Raw genomic sequence first — 14858 nt, 5'->3', positions numbered from 1 at the left:
AGCCAAGGTTCCCCGATTGAACGGAATTTGCCAGGATTCTAGTCCCCATACCTGGACATGACAGACAGATAGCCAATCTGTGGTTAATGATCCCTTAAGTCGTGATGTCGCCTAAGACGTGGACGAGGAGGGCGCCAACCAGGTGTTGCACTGGAACGCCTTGTTCTTCTCGTAGCCCTGGCGGAACCACCGGTTGTTGTTCGCCGGGGAGCCGTGGTCACGGGGGTAGCCGGGCCAGTCGCCCACGCGGGAGTAGAAGTAGTAGAGGGTGTTGCGCCGGGCCGGGGTCACCGGGTAGCTGGCCGTGACCGAGCGCATGAACATCGCGCCGAAGCAGGTCGCCTGGAGCTCGAACCTGCGGCTCAGCGCGAGTTTCCCGCTGCGACTGCTGGACCGCAGCGACCGCTGCCACCAGGTGTCGGACAGCCCGGACAGATGCTGCACGTGGTGCCCGTACTCGTGCGCCATCATGCTGATGACCCCGCCGTGCCACTCGGTGATGGAGCCGTACCCGCCGGAGTTGCCGACCCCCCGCGCCATCGCCCTGGTCGAGGCGTAGATGGTGGTGTTGCGCGGGCAGTAGTACGGCACCATGCTGCCCGGCGAGGGGAAGTCGCCACAGGCGCCGCGGCCCTTCGTCGCGGTGAGGGCGTAGCCGGGCGGGCGCCAGTCCATGCCCTGCTTGCGCATGATCTGGGACCAGCCCCGGTCCATGCACTTGGACGTCCTGAGGATCAGCGCCTTGAGCTGGCTGTGGCTGTAGATGCTGGCCGACCCCGCCGGGCAGTTCACCCGGGGAAGCCCTCCGGCCCGGTAGAGCGTGTTGTTCTCCAGGCTGGTGTTGAGCGTCCGCGCCTTGACCGGGGGCTTGATCGTGTCTTCCGAGATGTCGGAGGAGGCCGTGGTCCGTCGCGGCTCGGCGGACGCGGTACGTGCGGGCTCCGCGGTGGGCGTGTACGACGGCCTGCTGTCCGAGAAGGTGGGGATCGCGATCGGCGAGACCGGATCCGAGCGGCGGCTGTTCTTGGCCACCGCGCCCAACACCACGAGCCCGACGAACACCAGCGCGAACACGCCGAGGATCCCGCCGACGATCGCCCCGGCACCGCCGGAGCGAGGGCGCTGCGGCTGCCACTGCGGCGGCGGGTGGGCGTGCCGCTGCCAGGGGTCCGGCGGCGGTGGCGGGGCCGGCTGCCCGTACGGCGCGCGGCCCCCTGGCTGCGTCGGCAGGTGCGGGTATCCCTGTCCCGGCGGTGGCTGCCGCGGAGGCGCCGGCGGGGGAGGGAAGTGCGGCGGATATCCCGGGGGCGGCGGCTGGGGGTGGCCCTGGGGTGGTCCCGGCGGGTACCCCCGGCCGGGCGGGGGTGGGGGCGGGACCGGCTGCCGGGAGGGAGGGGGCGGGTACCCGTACCCGGGCGGGAATCCCTGTCCTGGCGGCGACGCCGGGTGGCTCCCGTGCCCCGGCGGCGACGCTGGACGGTTTCCCTGTCCCGGTGGTGCCGGCGGATGACCCGCCTGTCCCGGCGGGGGTGCCTGCGGGCCCGCCTGCCCCGGATACGTGGGCAGGTGCGGGTATCCCTGTCCCGGTGGTGGCGGCTGTTGCGGATATCCCGGCGGTTGAGGATGGCCCTGAGCCGTCCATCCGGGTGGTGCCTGAGGTGGTCGCCCCTGAGGTGGAGGGGGCGGTGGAGGATGGTGCCCGTTGCCTGTCACGCTGTCTCCCCGTTAACCCGAGCGTCCGATCTGAGCTACAGGTCCGGACTTTTGCCGAATTTGGGGCGTAAGCATACTGATTTATCATCCGTCACGGATGTCGCTGCATTCGATTACATTCCGAAATCATCCGAGGTGATCTCCGCGATGTACCGGACCGATCCAGGGCTCGTGACCTAGCTTCAAATCATGAATCTGCAGCAGCTCCGCTATGTGGTCGCGACGGCGGAGCATCGCACCATGACCGACGCGGCCAGGTCGCTGTACATCGCACAACCTGCCCTTTCCCGTGCGATCAGGGATTTGGAACGAGAGCTCGGGATGACGTTGTTCGCACGTTCCGGACGTGGCGTGGTCGTCACGGCGCAGGGACGCCGGGTGGTCAAACTGGCCCGGGAGGCGCTCGACGCCGTCCGCGAGATCGAGTCACTGTCCACGCACGGCCACGCGTCCGAGGCGGAGCTTCGCATCGCCTCGATACCCAGCCTCGAACCGGGGCTGGCAGGACGCCTCCTCCCCGCGTACACCGCCGAACATCCCGGGGTACGCATTCACATCGTCCGCTGTGACGGGCGGGACGGCGTGGTGAGCGCCATCAGGGACCAGCGGGCCGACCTCGGCCTGACGGACCTGCCCGTCCCCACCGATCTGATCAGTCATCCGCTGGAGCGCCAGGAGATCGTGCTGATCTCTCCGCCCGGCGTGGACCTGCCCGACCCGGTGCCGATGAGGAGACTCAACGGCATGCGGCTGGTGCTGCCGGTTCCCGGCAGTTCCCGGCGCAGGGAGTTCGACGCGCTCTTCGCCAAACACGGTGTGGCCCCCGTGGTGGCGACGCAGCTCGACGAGCGCGGCAACTGGCTGAGCACCGTCCGTTCGGGTACGGCCTCGATGCTCTGGTACCGGGGGATGGCCGAGCAGGCCGCCCGCGCCGGGCTCGTGGTCCGCACTCTCGATCCCTCGGTCCGCCGGGTGATCGCCATCGTGCACGCGCGACGGCGGTTGCCCGCCATCGCCCAGGAGTTCCTGTCCGTGGCCGAAAGTGGGTCGGCCGCGTAGGAGCCCCGAGGCTCGTCAGTTCTTCCAGTTTTCCCCCAGAGGCGGCGCAGGTGGGAGCGCCGTCCTCTCCGACACCGGGCTATAGGCTCGGTCTCGATGACTATCTTGCGCCTGCGCGGCCGTGAGTTCCGGCCCGGCGAGTTCGCGATCATGGCGGTGGTCAACCGCACCCCCGACTCCTTCTTCGACAGGGGAAGGACGTACGGCTTCGCGGCGGCCCTGGAGGCGGTGGACGGTGCCGTAGCCGGAGGCGCGGACATCGTCGACATCGGCGGCGTCAAGGCGGGTCCCGGCGACGAGGTCGACCCCGCGGAGGAGATCCGCCGGGTGGCCGACCTGGTCGCGGAGGTGAGACGTCGTCACCCTCGGCTCATCGTCAGCGTCGACACCTGGCGCGCGGAGGTCGCCGAGGTCGTCGCCGAGGCGGGCGCGGACCTTCTCAACGACACCTGGGGCGGGGTCGACCCCGAACTGGCCGGGGTCGCCGCCAAGCACGGCATCGGCCTGGTCTGCGCGCACGCCGGTCGCGTGACCCCGCGCACCCGCCCGCACCGTATCGCCTACGCCGACGTGGTCGCCGACGTCATCGGCTACACCGTCGACCTCGCCGAGCGCGCCGTCGCCGCGGGGGTGCCCAGGGAGTCGATCCTCATCGACCCGGCGCACGACTTCGGCAAGAACACCTGGCACTCCCTGGAGGTCAGCCGCCGCCTGGACGAGATGGTCGCCACCGGCTGGCCGGTGCTGGTCGCGGTCTCCAACAAGGACTTCGTCGGCGAGACCCTCGGCGGCCTGCCGGTGGACGAGCGCCACGCCGGGACCATGGCCACGCTGGCGGTCTCCGCCTGGCAGGGGGCCCGGGTCTTCCGGGTCCACGACGCCGCGTCCGCCCGCGCCGCCCTGGCCACCGTCGCGAGGCTGCGCCGATGACCGTTCCAGCGCCGGCGCCGCCGATGACGCCCGCCTCGCGGGCACACCTCTCCCGCGGGCGCCGCGCCCGCCGCGAACACGGACGGGAGCCCCACCCATGCCGGAACAACGACTCGACCACCTCGTCTACGCCACCCCCGACCTGTACGCGACCGTACGGGAGATCGCCGGCCTGTTCGGCGCCGAGCCCGTGGAGGGCGGGCGCCACGTGGGCCTGGGCACCCGCAACCACCTGCTGGGCCTGGGCGGGCGCCGTTACCTGGAGATCATCGGCCCGGATCCCGACCAGCCCGATCCCGGTCTCGCCCGGCCGTTCGGCCTCGACCTGCTGCCCGGCCCGCGCCTGGTCACCTGGGCGATCCGCCCGGTCGACCTCGACGCGACCGTCGCGCGGGCCCGCGAGCGCGGGTACGAGCCGGGCGAGATCCACCCGATGTCGCGCCGCACGCCGGAGGGCGAGCTGCTGGAGTGGCGGCTCACGTCCTCGCCCGACGACACCGGCGACGGCCTGGTCCCGTTCCTGATCGACTGGGGGACGACGGCGCATCCCGCCGAGCGCGGCCTGCCCGTGGTGGAGCTGACCTCCCTCACCGCCCGCCACCCCGACCCCGCGGCCGTCGCCGCGGACCTGGCCGCGCTCGGGCCGAGCTGGAGGTGGCCGCCGGTGACGAACCCCGCCTGGTGGCCGTGATCGGCGGGGTCACGCTCTTTTAGAGCGTCCATTTAGAGCGCCGTCCCGAGGGAGAGCTTTCAGAGCGTCGTCCCGAGGGAGAGAAGGGCCGGGCCACCCTCGGGGGGAAGGGTGGCCCGATCGCGAGGCGAGGGCGCGCCTCGCATTCCAGGAGGGTCTACTGCGAGGTGATCTTGACGTCGTCGACCCCGGCCTCCACCAGGCTCGCCCCGGAGGCGTCGGCCGCCTCCACGACGACACGGACGACCTGCCCGGCGTGGCCGGAGACGTTGGCCGTGGCGGTGGCCCAGGCGGCGGCGCGGCTGGACGCGGCACCGGTCTGGTTCAGCACGGTCGTGGTGGTCGTGCCGACCACGCGGACCCGGACGTAGTCCGCGCTGCTCGCGTTGTTCAGGTGGCCGAGGTACCAGGAGAAGGACAGCGTGAGCGTCCCGCTCGCGGGCAGCGTGATCGCCGGCGACTGCGCGCTCGTCACGCCGCCGTCGATGTCGCCGTCACCCGCGCTCGACCCGGCCGCCGCGCCGCTGACCAGCCCGTACGTGCCGCTGGGGGTGGTGCCGGGCTGGGTGGTCACGCCGCCGCTCGACGTCTGTCCCGGGTCGCCGCGCTCGAAGCGGCCCGTGGTCGCGGTGTCGGTGCCGCCGGGGTTGACCGTCCAGCCGCGCTCGGCCTCGAAGTCGTCGGAGTAGACCACCGTGGGCTCGGGTCCGGGGCCGCCGCCTCCGACGTACAGCAGCAGGTTCGGCGATCCGGTGCCGGGGTTGGTCACCACGCCGGGCGTGGCGTTGGTGACGATCGTGTCGCGCACCTGCGCCGGGGTGGCGGCGGGGCTGCCGCTCAGGACCAGCGCCGCCGCGCCCGCGACGTGCGGGGAGGCCATCGAGGTGCCGTTGATCGTGTTGGCGGCCGTGTCGTTCGTGTTCCAGGCCGAGGTGATGGCCGAACCGGGGGCGAACAGGTCCAGGCAGGTGCCGAAGTTGGAGTAGGACGCGCGGGCGTCGGTGCTGGTGGTGGCGCCCACCGTGATCGCGGCGGGAAGCCGCGCGGGGGAGCGGGTGCACGCGTTGGTGCTCTCGTTGCCCGCGGCGAGCGCGTACACGACGCCGGAGGCGATGGAGTTGGAGACCGCGGTGTCGAGCGCGGTGCTCGCGCTGCCGCCCAGGCTCATGTTGGCCACGGCGGGCTTGACCGCGTTGGCGGTGACCCAGTCCACGCCCTCGATGATGATCGAGGTGGAGGTGCTGTTGCCACAGCCGAACACCCGCACGCCGACCAGCGTGACGGCCTTGGCGATGCCGTACTGGCCGCCGCCGACCGTTCCCGAGACATGGGTGCCGTGGCCGTTGCAGTCGGCCACGTCGTTGTCGTCGTCGTAGACGTCGCGTCCGGCCTGCGCCCGCCCGCCGAAGTCGGAGTGGGTGACCCGGATGCCGGTGTCGATGATGTAGGCCCGCACGCCGGAACCGGTGTTCGGCGCGGTGTAGTTGCCGTCGAGCGGCAGGTTCCGCTGGTCGACCCGGTCCAGGCCCCACGAGGACACGGCCTGGTTGACCAGGGTGAACTCCTGGTCCTGCTCGACGTAGGCGACGTCGGGCCGCGCGGCGATCCGCCGGGCCTGCTCCTCGCTCGCCCGGATGGCGAAGCCGTTGATGGCGCGCTGGTAGACGGTGCCGACCTGCGCGCCCTCGCCTTCGGCGACCTCGCGCGCCCTGCGGTCGCGGTCGACGAGGCTGAAGCGGCCCTTGAGGACCACGATGTAGCTGTCGGCGAGCGCGGTCGCGCTGTCCGCCTTGACGATGGAACCGGTGGAACGCGTGGAATCCGCGGAACCGGCGGAATCCGTGTGCTGCAGCGCCGAGGCCGGGGTGACCGACCCGAGGGCGAGCAGGAGTGTGGCGGTGACCAAGCCCGCTAATCGGAGGGCGGGGGTCTTGCTCATGTTCGCGGACCTCCTGGAGGGGGGTGGGCCCGGCATCCCGGTCGGGGATCCCGGGCGGCGGTGGAGCGTCCCCATCGTCGGCCAGCACGATATTTACTGCAATATCGTGACAGGGGTAAATCAATTTGTTATGTAGTTGTCCTTGGGCGATCGGGAGTTGAGAGCTGACGATCAGGAGTAGATGACCGAAAGGAAGCGGATCAGGATCGCCTCTCGCCGTTCGGCGGGCAGGGCGTCGAGAACCGCGTTGACCACGGCCATCTCCGGCTGCCCCGAGCCGCCCAGGTCCACCCCGACCGCCGCCGCCAGCTCGCCGAACGCGGCGTCGTCGAGCGCGTCCAGGTCCAGGCCCGCCACCAGCTCCACCAGCCCCTCCGGCAGCTCCGCGGGACCCCGCTCGCGGGCCGCCTCCACGGCCTCCGCGATCACCTCCAGCATCGCCTCGACGCCCCGCAGGGTCACCCCGGTCACCGTGATGTGGATGTTGGCCGGGATGCCCGCGTAGGACAGCTGCGGCTGCAGGAACCACCCGCGCTTCCTGGCCTCGTCCGACAGCACGAACACGTCCACCCCGTCCACGTCGTCCGTGGAGCCGAAGGCGACCAGTGCCGACTCCGGGTCGCCGAGCACCCGCAGCCCGGGGATCTTCGCGATGCCCTCGCGGAGCTCGCGGGCCGCCGCCAGGGTGGTGCGTCCGAGCTCCAGGTAGCCCTCCCGGCCCAGGGCCTGGAAGGTGGCCCACGCCCCGCCCAGCGGGCCCGCGGACTTCGAGCTCTGCACGGTGGCGTTGATCACCGTGTAGCCGGGCCACGACGCCGAGGCGAAGTACGCCCTGCGCCGCAGCGCCGGGTCGGCGAACAGCACGACCGAGGCGCCCTTGGGCGCGTACCCGAACTTGTGCAGATCGCAGGAGAGCGACGTGACCCCGGGAACCGAAAGGTCGAAGGGCGGGACGTCCGCCCCGGCCTCGCGCAGCCACGGCAGCAGCCACCCGCCCACGCAGGCGTCCACGTGGCAGAGCACGCCGCGCGCGGCGGCGATCCCGGCGATCTCGGCGATCGGGTCGATCACGCCCTGCGGGTAGGACGGCGCCGAGGCGACCACCAGGACGGTGTCCTCGGTGATCGCGGCCTCGACGTCCGCGGCGGAGGCCCGGAACGTCACCGGGTCCACCGGTACGGCGTCCACCACGACCCCCAGGTAGTGCCCTGCCTTGTGGAAGGCGGGGTGCGCGGTCACCGGCACCGCCATCCGGGGGCGGCCCGCCGTCTCGCGGGAGTCCCGCGCGGCCTTCACCGCCAGCATGATCGACTCGGTACCTCCGCTGGTGAAGATGCCCGACCCCCCGCCGAGCAGCTCGGCGACCGCGCCGACGACCTGCTTCTCCATCTCCACCACGCTGGGGAAGGCCGTCGGGTCGAGGGTGTTGACCTCCAGCATCTCGAAGTAGGCCCTGGCGGCGGCCTCGTGCACCTCGGGCCGTCCGGTGTCGTAGACGTACGCGGTCACCTTGCCGCCGCGCACCGGCAGGTCGTCCTGCTTGAGGCGGGCGATCTCGGCCAGCAGTTCGTCGGTGTTGCGGCCCTTGTCAGGCAGGCTCATCGGTCTCCTCGGGGATACGGCTCGCGCGGGCCGGAAGGACGCGGCCCGCAGGGGCCGCCAGGGAAATGCCAGCATCACACGAAATAACACGAAATCGTGCCGTACGGAGATCCGGTGGCGCGCACCGGCCCGGCATACGGGACGGAGCCGGGAAACCGGGCGGAGGTCAGGATGGAGGCAGGGAGCCGGGCGGAGGTCAGGACAGGGGGCGGCGAGCCGGGCAGGGGAGGGAAGGGGAGCGGGGCGGAGGTCAGGGCGGGGGAGGGGCCGGGCGGAGGTCAGGGCAGGGGCGGGAGGCCGGGCAGGGCGGCGACGCGGTGGACCATCCGGTGCAGGTAGGTGCGGAACCGCCGCAGAACGGCGGGATCCTCCACGCCCTGGCGCTTGCCGTCGAACTCCTCGCCGAGAGCCTCGACGCTCAGCCCGGCGGCCTCGGCCACCTGGCTCGTGGACTGCTGTCGTACCCCAGCGCGGCGAACAGGCCGGTGGCGACCCGCAGGATGAGCTCCCGCCGGCTGCCGTCAACGGAAGTCATGAGTGTGACGCTAGGTCCCGATCGATCGCCCGGCCAAGCGGATGATTCACATGCCTCGGTCAAGATAACGGAAGCCGTACGACCGCCCGGAGGCCCGGGGAGGCGTCCTCCAGGTGGACGGCGCCGCCGTGGGCGTGGACCGTCTCGCGCACGATGGCCAGGCCCAGCCCGGCTCCGCCCTCGTCGCGGCTGCGCGCGCTGTCCAGCCGGGTGAACCGGTCGAACACCCGCTCCCGGTCGGCCTCGGGGATGCCCGGCCCGTCGTCGGTGACGGTCAGCACGGCGTCGGCCCCCTCGGCCCGCAGCTCGACCACCACGGGGGCGGAGGTGTGCCGCAGCGCGTTGTCGACCAGGTTGACCAGCACCCGGCTCAGGTCCAGCGCGTCCCCGGTGACCCTGACCGGCCCGCTCCTCGGTCCGCCGGCCGTGCCGGGTGCACTTCCCGGTCCGGCCCTGCCGGGTCCGTTCCTCGGTGCGGCGGCCGTGCGGGGTCCGCTTTCCGGCCTGTCGCCGGCCGCGCCGGGTGCGTTCCCCGGTTCCCTCTCCGGTTCGCCCGCGATCCGCACCGTGACGGCCTCGCCGTACCGCTCGACGGTCTGCGCGACCAGCTGGTCCAGCTCCACCGGCTCCCCCCGCGCGGGCGTGCCGCCGCGCTCGTCCAGCCGGGCCAGCGAGAGCAGGTCCTCGGCCAGCCTGGACAGGCGCATGGTGTCCTCCAGCACGCCCTCGGCCGTCTCCCGCCAGTCCTGTCCCTCGGGGTGGCCGAGCGCCACCTCCAGCTGGAGCCGGATGCTCGCCAGCGGGCTGCGCAGCTCGTGCGCCGCGTCCGAGACCAGGGCCCGCTGCCGGACACCGGCCTTCTCCAGCCGGGCCAGCATCGCGTTCAGCGTCGTGGCCAGGCTGTGCACCTCGTCGCGTGCCTCGGGCACCGGCAGGCGGCGCGAGCGGGCGGTGTCGGTGATCTCGTCCGCGCCCCGGCGCAGCGCCGCGATCGGCCGCAGGGTCCGACCGATGATCACCCAGCTGGCTCCCGCGAGCAGGATCAGCAGCAGCGGCGTACCGACGATCAGCACGTGCCCGGCCGTGGAGATGCTGGTCTGCACCTCGCTGAAGGGGCGCGCCGCGATCACCGTCTGCCCCCGGTCGGCGCTGAGCACCCGGACTCGGAGCAGGTGCGGGATGCCGTACGGCTTCCCGTCCAGGAAGCGAGCCTCGCCCCTGCCGATCGCCGCCGCCCGCTCCCCTGCGCCCAGCAGCGGCACCAGCCTGTCGGTGCCGGTGGTCGTGTGGGTGATCCGTCCCGTGCCGTCGATCACCTGCAGGAGCGTGCCGTCAGGTGAGGTCATCTCGTCGGGCAGCCGCCCCGCGTCGGCCAGCGAGACCGTGTCCCTGGCCCGCTGGTAGATCGAGTCGTCGATGGTGGCCAGCAGCGCGTTGCCGAGCACGGTGATCATCACGTAGGCCGAGACCACCAGCGCCACCGCCAGCACGGCCGAGGCGACCGCCGTCAGCCGGAAGCGCAGGCTCTTGCGCCGCCACCGGCCGACCGCGCGCCCTCCTCCGTGCGCGACCGCGCCGGCCGGGGAGGCCGTGCCGGCGGGGTGTCCCGCGTCCGCTCCGGCGGCGGGCCGGTCCTGGCGGGCCCGGGGGTCCCTGCGGGCCGGGGAGGCCGGATCAGCCGCCATCGCCGGCCAGCCGGTATCCCGCTCCCCGCACCGTCTGCAGCGCGTTCCGGGAGAACGGTACGTCGATCTTGCGTCGCAGGTAGCCGACGTAGACCTCGACCACGTTGGGATCGGTGTCGAAGGTGTCCCAGACGTGCTCCAGGATCTCCGTCTTGGAGACCACCTCGTCGTGGTGGCGGATCAGGAACTCCAGCAGCGCGAACTCCCTGGGCGTCAGCTCGATCGGCGTCTCGCCCCTGGTGACCCGCCGCCGCGCCGGGTCGAGCGCCAGGTCCCCGGCCCTCAGTACGGACGGGCGCCGGTTCGCCCCGCGCCTCAGCAGCGCCCTCAGCCTGGCCACCAGCACCACGTACGAGAACGGCTTGGTCAGGTAGTCGTCGGCGCCGAGGTCGAGCCCGTCGGCCATGTCGTACTCGCCGTCCTTGGCCGACAGCATCAGGATCGGCACCCAGTTCTCCTCGGCACGCAGCTGCTTGCAGACGTTGTAGCCGGAGATCCTGGGCAGCATGATGTCCAGCACCACGACGTCGTACTCGCCGTGCCTGGCCTGGTGCAGGCCGTCCTCCCCGTCGTGCGCGAGGTCGACCGCGAACCCCTCGGCCTGCAGGCCACGCTGCAGGGCGGCCGCCATCCTCCGCTCGTCCTCCACGACGAGAACCCGCATGTGAACGCCCCTTTCGCCATGTCGGACGTGCCCATCCTCGACCACCCCGCCTGAGAGGCGGCTGAGAAGCCTGTGAGCACTCTCAGTCTGTCTCAGCTTCGGCACAGGACCTGTCACGCAGTCTGCTGTTGACAGGGATTGACGGCATACCGTGGAGGAATGAGATGTCTGAGCAAGCGAGACGGGGCCGCGCGGTGAGGTGGGCCGTGCCGGCCGCCGCGATCGCGCTGGTCGCCGGAGCCATCGGAGCCGGACCGGTCATCGCCGCCGTCCAGGGGGATCCCACGCTGCCCGAGCGCACCGCGGAGCAACTGCTGGCGAGCGCGGCCCAGGCGAGCCGGAGCGGGCTGAAGCCCATGTCGGGCACCGTCATGCAGACCGCCTCGCTCGGGCTGCCCGCGCTGCCCGGCGTGCCGGGCATGGGGGGATCCTCGCCCGCCGCCCTGCTGGCGGGCTCGCACGAGCTCAAGGTCTGGTACGGCGGGGAGGACAAGTTCCGCTTCGCCCTCCCCGGACGGATGAGCGAGACCGACCTGATCGCCAACGGCGACCAGGTATGGCTGTGGCAGAGCGACGCCAACAAGGCCACCCGCGTCAAGGCGGGAGGCGCCGAGGGCCTCGGAGAGGGGAAGCCGGGTGCCGCCGACGCGCACAAGGCGCTGCCCACGGCGACCACACCGCAGCAGCTCGCCCAGGAGCTGCTGGGGCGGATCGGCGCCGACACCGTGGTCAGCGTGACCAACACCGAGAAGGTCGCCGACCGCGCGGCCTACCAGCTCGTCCTCGCGCCCAAGGACACCTCGTCCCTGGTCAAGGAGGTCAAGCTGGCGCTGGACGGGGAGACCTTCGTCCCGCTGCGGATCCAGGTGTACGCCAGGAGCGCGGCCGAGCCCGCCTTCGAGGTCGGCTTCACCTCGGTCACCTTCACCCCGCCCGCCGCGGAGAACTTCACCTTCACCCCGCCCGCGGGGGCCAAGGTCGAGGAGGCGTCGATCGGCGAACTCGCCGAGGAGCGCGGCGCGCGGCAGGGCGAGAAGCTCAGGCAGGGCGAGGAGATCAGGGAGAAGGCCAGGACCGTCGGTAAGGGCTGGACCACGGTCGCGGTGATCCCCGCCTCCGAGATGGCGAAACTGGCCTCGGCGCCCCAGGGCGAGGGCCCCGCGGGGCAGGGCGCGGGACAGGACGCCGCTGCGATCACCGACACCCTGCTGAAGTCGGCCAAGCCGATCAGCGGCACGTGGGGCAGTGGCAAGGTCATCCAGACCAAGCTGGTCTCCGCGCTGCTGACCGACGACGGACGCCTGCTGGTCGGCGCCGTCACCCCGGAGAAGCTCTCCGAGGCGGCCGGTCAGAAGTGAGCCCGGCGCCGGGAGCCCGACGCCCCCGCACAGGGCGGCGTCGGGCTCCCGGCCAGGGCTCCCGGCCAGGGCTCCCGGCCAGGGCTCCCGGCCAGGGCTCCCGGCCAGGGCTCCCGGCCAGGGCTCCCGGCCAGGGCTCCCGGCCAGGGCTCCCGGCCAGGGCTCCCGGCCAGGGTCCGGTGGCGCGAATCGGGGAGGCCGTCCGGGCCACGTACGACGTTCCGGAAATCCAGCGCATACGACGTATCAGCCGCTTCACGGGCGCTCGGGGGCGCTCGTGAACATCCGGGGCGCGAGCCCTGACCGGGACGGCCGCGCGGCCGCCCCGGAACCGACGAGCAGTGGAGAAGAAGTGCCGATCGTCCAGAACGTGAGGAACAGCGGGAGCGGGGAGAACCCGACCGGCGAGGTCCGGGAGGACCCGGCGGGCGGGAGCGCCGTGCTGACCGGCGAGAGACCGGCCCCGAGCCCCTCCGGCGGGGAGTTCGCCATCGTCACCAGCGGGCTGACCAAGCGCTTCGGGGGTGGCCAGGTGGCCGTGGACGCCCTCGACCTGGCCGTCCCCGGCGGGTCGGTGTTCGGCTTCCTCGGTCCCAACGGCTCGGGCAAGACCACCACGATCCGCATGCTGCTCGGCCTGGTGACCCCGACGGCGGGGGACTGGCAACTGCTCGGCACGCCGATGCCCGGCGGGGCGGGCGGCGTGCTGCCCAGGGTGGGTGCCCTGGTCGAGGGGCCGGCCTTCTACCCCTACCTGTCGGGCGAGGCCAACCTGCGCCGCTACGACGCCGCCGACCCCTCGGCCGACCCGCGCACCGTCACGGCCAGGATCGGGTACGCGCTGGAGCGGGTGGGCCTGGCCGCCGCGGCCCGCAAGCGCTACCGGGCCTACTCGCTCGGCATGCGCCAGCGGCTGGCCATCGCCGCCGCGCTGCTCGGCCCGAGGGAACTGCTGATCCTCGACGAGCCGACCAACGGCCTGGACCCGCAGGGCACCCGCGAGGTGCGCGGCCTGGTCAAGGAGATCGCAGCCGAGGGGACGACGGTGTTCGTCTCCTCCCACCTGCTGGCCGAGGTGGAGCAGATGTGCTCCCACATCGCCGTCATGCGGACCGGGCGGCTCGTCGCCCAGGGATCCATCGCCGAGTTGCGCGCGGGGGAGACGGTCAGGATCCGGGTGGAGACCCCCGACACCGTCGAGGCGGCGGCCGTGCTGGCCGGACTCGGCCTGTCGGAGATCCGTCTCGGCGACGGCGACGTCAGCGCCGCGCTGGGCACCGACGTGCCGGAGCGGGTGTGCGCCGCCCTGGTCGCGGGCGGCGTCGCCGTCCGCGGCCTGGCCGTCCAGCGGCCCAGCCTTGAGGACATGTTCGTGGGCCTGACCGGGGAGGGATTCGATGTCGACGGTTAGCGGGAAGGAAGCCGTGTCCACCGAGAACGCCACACGCGCCACTCCCGGCGGGGAGCCCGCCACGGGTGCGGGCCTCGCGCCGGAAACGGCCCTTACGCCGGAAACGGGCCTCGCGGGCGGCGGGCACGTCTCCGGGGGCCCGGCCCCCGCCGGGCGGGCGGTGGGCGCCCCCCGGGCGTGGTTGCGGCTGCTCGGCTCGGAGGTCGGCCTGATCTTCCGGCGGCCGAGGAACCTCGCCATGCTCGCGGTGCTCGCCGTGATCCCGGCGCTGATCGGGATCACGCTGCTGACCTTCAGCGGATCCGTGGGCGACGGGCCCGGTGGGCCCGGTGGCGGGTCGGCGATCTTCGAGCAGGTCACCGGCAACGGGCTGTTCCTCACCTTCGCCGCGCTCTCGGTCCTGGTGCAGTTGCTGCTGCCGGTCACCGTCGCCGTCGTCGCCGGAGACTCGATCGCCGGGGAGGCGGGCATCGGCACGTTGCGCTACCTGCTCGCGGCCCCGGCCGGCCGGAGCCGCCTGCTGGCCGTCAAGTACGTCGGCGTGATCTTCTTCTGCCTGGCCGCCGTCACCGCCGTGGCGCTGTCCGCGCTGCTCACCGGCCTGCTGCTGTTCCCCGCCGGTCCGATCACGCTGCTGTCGGGAGGGACGATCCCCTTCCTCGACGGCGTGCTGCGAATCGGCGTCGTCGTGCTGTACGTCACCGCGGGCATGGCCGCGCTGGCCGCCATCGCGCTGGCCCTGTCGACCCTGACCGAGGTGTCCGTCGGGGCCATCGCCTCGACCGTGGTCGTCGTCATCGTGGCCCAGGTGCTGGGAGTCATCCCGCAGCTGTCGGTGATCCGGCCGTACCTGCTCACCGACTGGTGGAACGGCTTTGACGGGGTTCTGCGGGATCCGGTGGCGACCGGCGAGATGGGGCAGGGGCTGCTGGTCTTCGCCGCCTATGTCGTCGTCTTCGGCTCCGTCGCCTGGGCGCGCTTCACCGGCAAGGACATCACCGCCTGACCCCACCGCACGCCTTCCCCGTCCTGTCCTGGCCTCGTCCCGGCCTTCGCCCTTCGCCGGCCCCCGCGTCCCGTGGGGTGCGGGCGTGCGGGGGTCGCGCCGAGTCATGCGGCGGGAGTGCCGGGCGTCCAGGGAGCCGGACGGCCGGCTTTCCGCGCCCTGGCTTTCCGTGCCCCGGCTGTCCGGAACCGCGCGACGCAGGGGTTCCGGACAGCCGTCCCTGCTTCTCGCGCTGTCTCCGAACAGGAAAGAGGCGATGAGAGGA

The 14858-nt window shown here is 72.4% G+C and carries 12 protein-coding genes; 6 read left to right on the top strand and 6 right to left on the bottom strand.

Annotated elements, in window-relative coordinates:
• Positions 1-111: 111 nt before the first annotated feature.
• A complete protein-coding gene (locus ACTOQ2_RS33425; RefSeq protein WP_440104811.1) occupies positions 112-1074 on the bottom strand; it encodes a neutral zinc metallopeptidase in 963 nt (320 codons plus the stop codon).
• Positions 1075-1902: 828 nt separating this feature from the next.
• Between ACTOQ2_RS33425 and ACTOQ2_RS33420 the strand changes: the two genes are divergently transcribed.
• The 3 genes from ACTOQ2_RS33420 (at position 1903) to ACTOQ2_RS33410 (ending at position 4393) form a co-directional block, all read left to right on the top strand.
• Positions 1903-2772 carry a LysR family transcriptional regulator gene (locus ACTOQ2_RS33420; protein ID WP_350966547.1) on the top strand — a complete coding sequence of 290 codons (870 nt, stop codon included), beginning with the start codon at positions 1903-1905 and terminating at the stop codon, positions 2770-2772.
• 96 nt (positions 2773-2868) lie between these two features.
• Complete coding sequence (gene folP, locus ACTOQ2_RS33415; protein ID WP_440071594.1) at positions 2869-3702, top strand: dihydropteroate synthase; 834 nt, start codon at positions 2869-2871, stop codon at positions 3700-3702.
• A 97-nt stretch (positions 3703-3799) separates the two neighbouring features.
• A complete protein-coding gene (locus ACTOQ2_RS33410; RefSeq protein ID WP_440104810.1) occupies positions 3800-4393 on the top strand; it encodes a VOC family protein in 594 nt (197 codons plus the stop codon).
• A 157-nt stretch (positions 4394-4550) separates the two neighbouring features.
• Here the strand turns inward: ACTOQ2_RS33410 and ACTOQ2_RS33405 are convergent, their stop codons facing one another.
• The 5 genes from ACTOQ2_RS33405 to ACTOQ2_RS33385 all read right to left on the bottom strand — a co-directional run bounded on the left by ACTOQ2_RS33405 (position 4551) and on the right by ACTOQ2_RS33385 (position 10818).
• Positions 4551-6332, bottom strand: a complete 1782-nt coding sequence (locus ACTOQ2_RS33405) for a S8 family peptidase (protein ID WP_440104809.1) — start codon at positions 6330-6332, stop codon at positions 4551-4553.
• Between the two features lie 171 nt (positions 6333-6503).
• Positions 6504-7934: a pyridoxal phosphate-dependent decarboxylase family protein gene (locus tag ACTOQ2_RS33400; RefSeq protein WP_440104808.1), complete on the bottom strand. Its 1431-nt coding sequence runs from the start codon at positions 7932-7934 to the stop codon at positions 6504-6506.
• 278 nt (positions 7935-8212) lie between these two features.
• Positions 8213-8374 carry a hypothetical protein gene (locus ACTOQ2_RS33395; protein WP_440104807.1) on the bottom strand — a complete coding sequence of 54 codons (162 nt, stop codon included), beginning with the start codon at positions 8372-8374 and terminating at the stop codon, positions 8213-8215.
• 154 nt (positions 8375-8528) lie between these two features.
• Positions 8529-10154 (bottom strand): sensor histidine kinase, encoded by a 1626-nt coding sequence (locus tag ACTOQ2_RS33390; RefSeq protein ID WP_440104805.1) that lies wholly within the window; start codon positions 10152-10154, stop codon positions 8529-8531.
• Positions 10144-10818 carry a response regulator transcription factor gene (locus ACTOQ2_RS33385; protein WP_362682642.1) on the bottom strand — a complete coding sequence of 225 codons (675 nt, stop codon included), beginning with the start codon at positions 10816-10818 and terminating at the stop codon, positions 10144-10146. The genes ACTOQ2_RS33390 and ACTOQ2_RS33385 overlap by 11 nt, the downstream gene beginning before the upstream one ends.
• Positions 10819-10982: 164 nt before the next feature.
• Between ACTOQ2_RS33385 and ACTOQ2_RS33380 the strand changes: the two genes are divergently transcribed.
• From ACTOQ2_RS33380 to ACTOQ2_RS33370, 3 genes are all read left to right on the top strand, one after another.
• Positions 10983-12176, top strand: a complete 1194-nt coding sequence (locus ACTOQ2_RS33380; RefSeq protein WP_440104804.1) for a LolA family protein — start codon at positions 10983-10985, stop codon at positions 12174-12176.
• Positions 12177-12528: 352 nt separating this feature from the next.
• Entirely contained in the window at positions 12529-13587 is a 1059-nt protein-coding gene (locus tag ACTOQ2_RS33375) for an ATP-binding cassette domain-containing protein (RefSeq protein WP_440104803.1), read from the top strand.
• Positions 13574-14593, top strand: a complete 1020-nt coding sequence (locus ACTOQ2_RS33370; RefSeq protein ID WP_440104802.1) for an ABC transporter permease — start codon at positions 13574-13576, stop codon at positions 14591-14593. The genes ACTOQ2_RS33375 and ACTOQ2_RS33370 overlap by 14 nt, the downstream gene beginning before the upstream one ends.
• Positions 14594-14858 lie beyond the last annotated feature (265 nt).

This window comes from Streptosporangium sp. H16 (assembly GCF_051918855.1).
Lineage (GTDB): Bacteria > Actinomycetota > Actinomycetes > Streptosporangiales > Streptosporangiaceae > Streptosporangium.
This window is presented reverse-complemented; position numbering and strand designations above follow the sequence as displayed.

Bases quoted from the DNA above. Each gene is read 5' to 3' on its own strand.
- ACTOQ2_RS33390 (WP_440104805.1), bottom strand. From the start codon at position 10,154: ATGGCGGCTGATCCGGCCTCCCCGGCCCGCAGGGACCCCCGGGCCCGC.
- ACTOQ2_RS33385 (WP_362682642.1), bottom strand. From the start codon at position 10,818: ATGCGGGTTCTCGTCGTGGAGGACGAGCGGAGGATGGCGGCCGCCCTG.
- folP (WP_440071594.1), top strand. From the start codon at position 2,869: ATGACTATCTTGCGCCTGCGCGGCCGTGAGTTCCGGCCCGGCGAGTTC.
- ACTOQ2_RS33370 (WP_440104802.1), top strand. From the start codon at position 13,574: ATGTCGACGGTTAGCGGGAAGGAAGCCGTGTCCACCGAGAACGCCACA.
- ACTOQ2_RS33410 (WP_440104810.1), top strand. From the start codon at position 3,800: ATGCCGGAACAACGACTCGACCACCTCGTCTACGCCACCCCCGACCTG.
- ACTOQ2_RS33380 (WP_440104804.1), top strand. From the start codon at position 10,983: ATGTCTGAGCAAGCGAGACGGGGCCGCGCGGTGAGGTGGGCCGTGCCG.
- ACTOQ2_RS33420 (WP_350966547.1), top strand. From the start codon at position 1,903: ATGAATCTGCAGCAGCTCCGCTATGTGGTCGCGACGGCGGAGCATCGC.
- ACTOQ2_RS33400 (WP_440104808.1), bottom strand. From the start codon at position 7,934: ATGAGCCTGCCTGACAAGGGCCGCAACACCGACGAACTGCTGGCCGAG.
- ACTOQ2_RS33405 (WP_440104809.1), bottom strand. From the start codon at position 6,332: ATGAGCAAGACCCCCGCCCTCCGATTAGCGGGCTTGGTCACCGCCACA.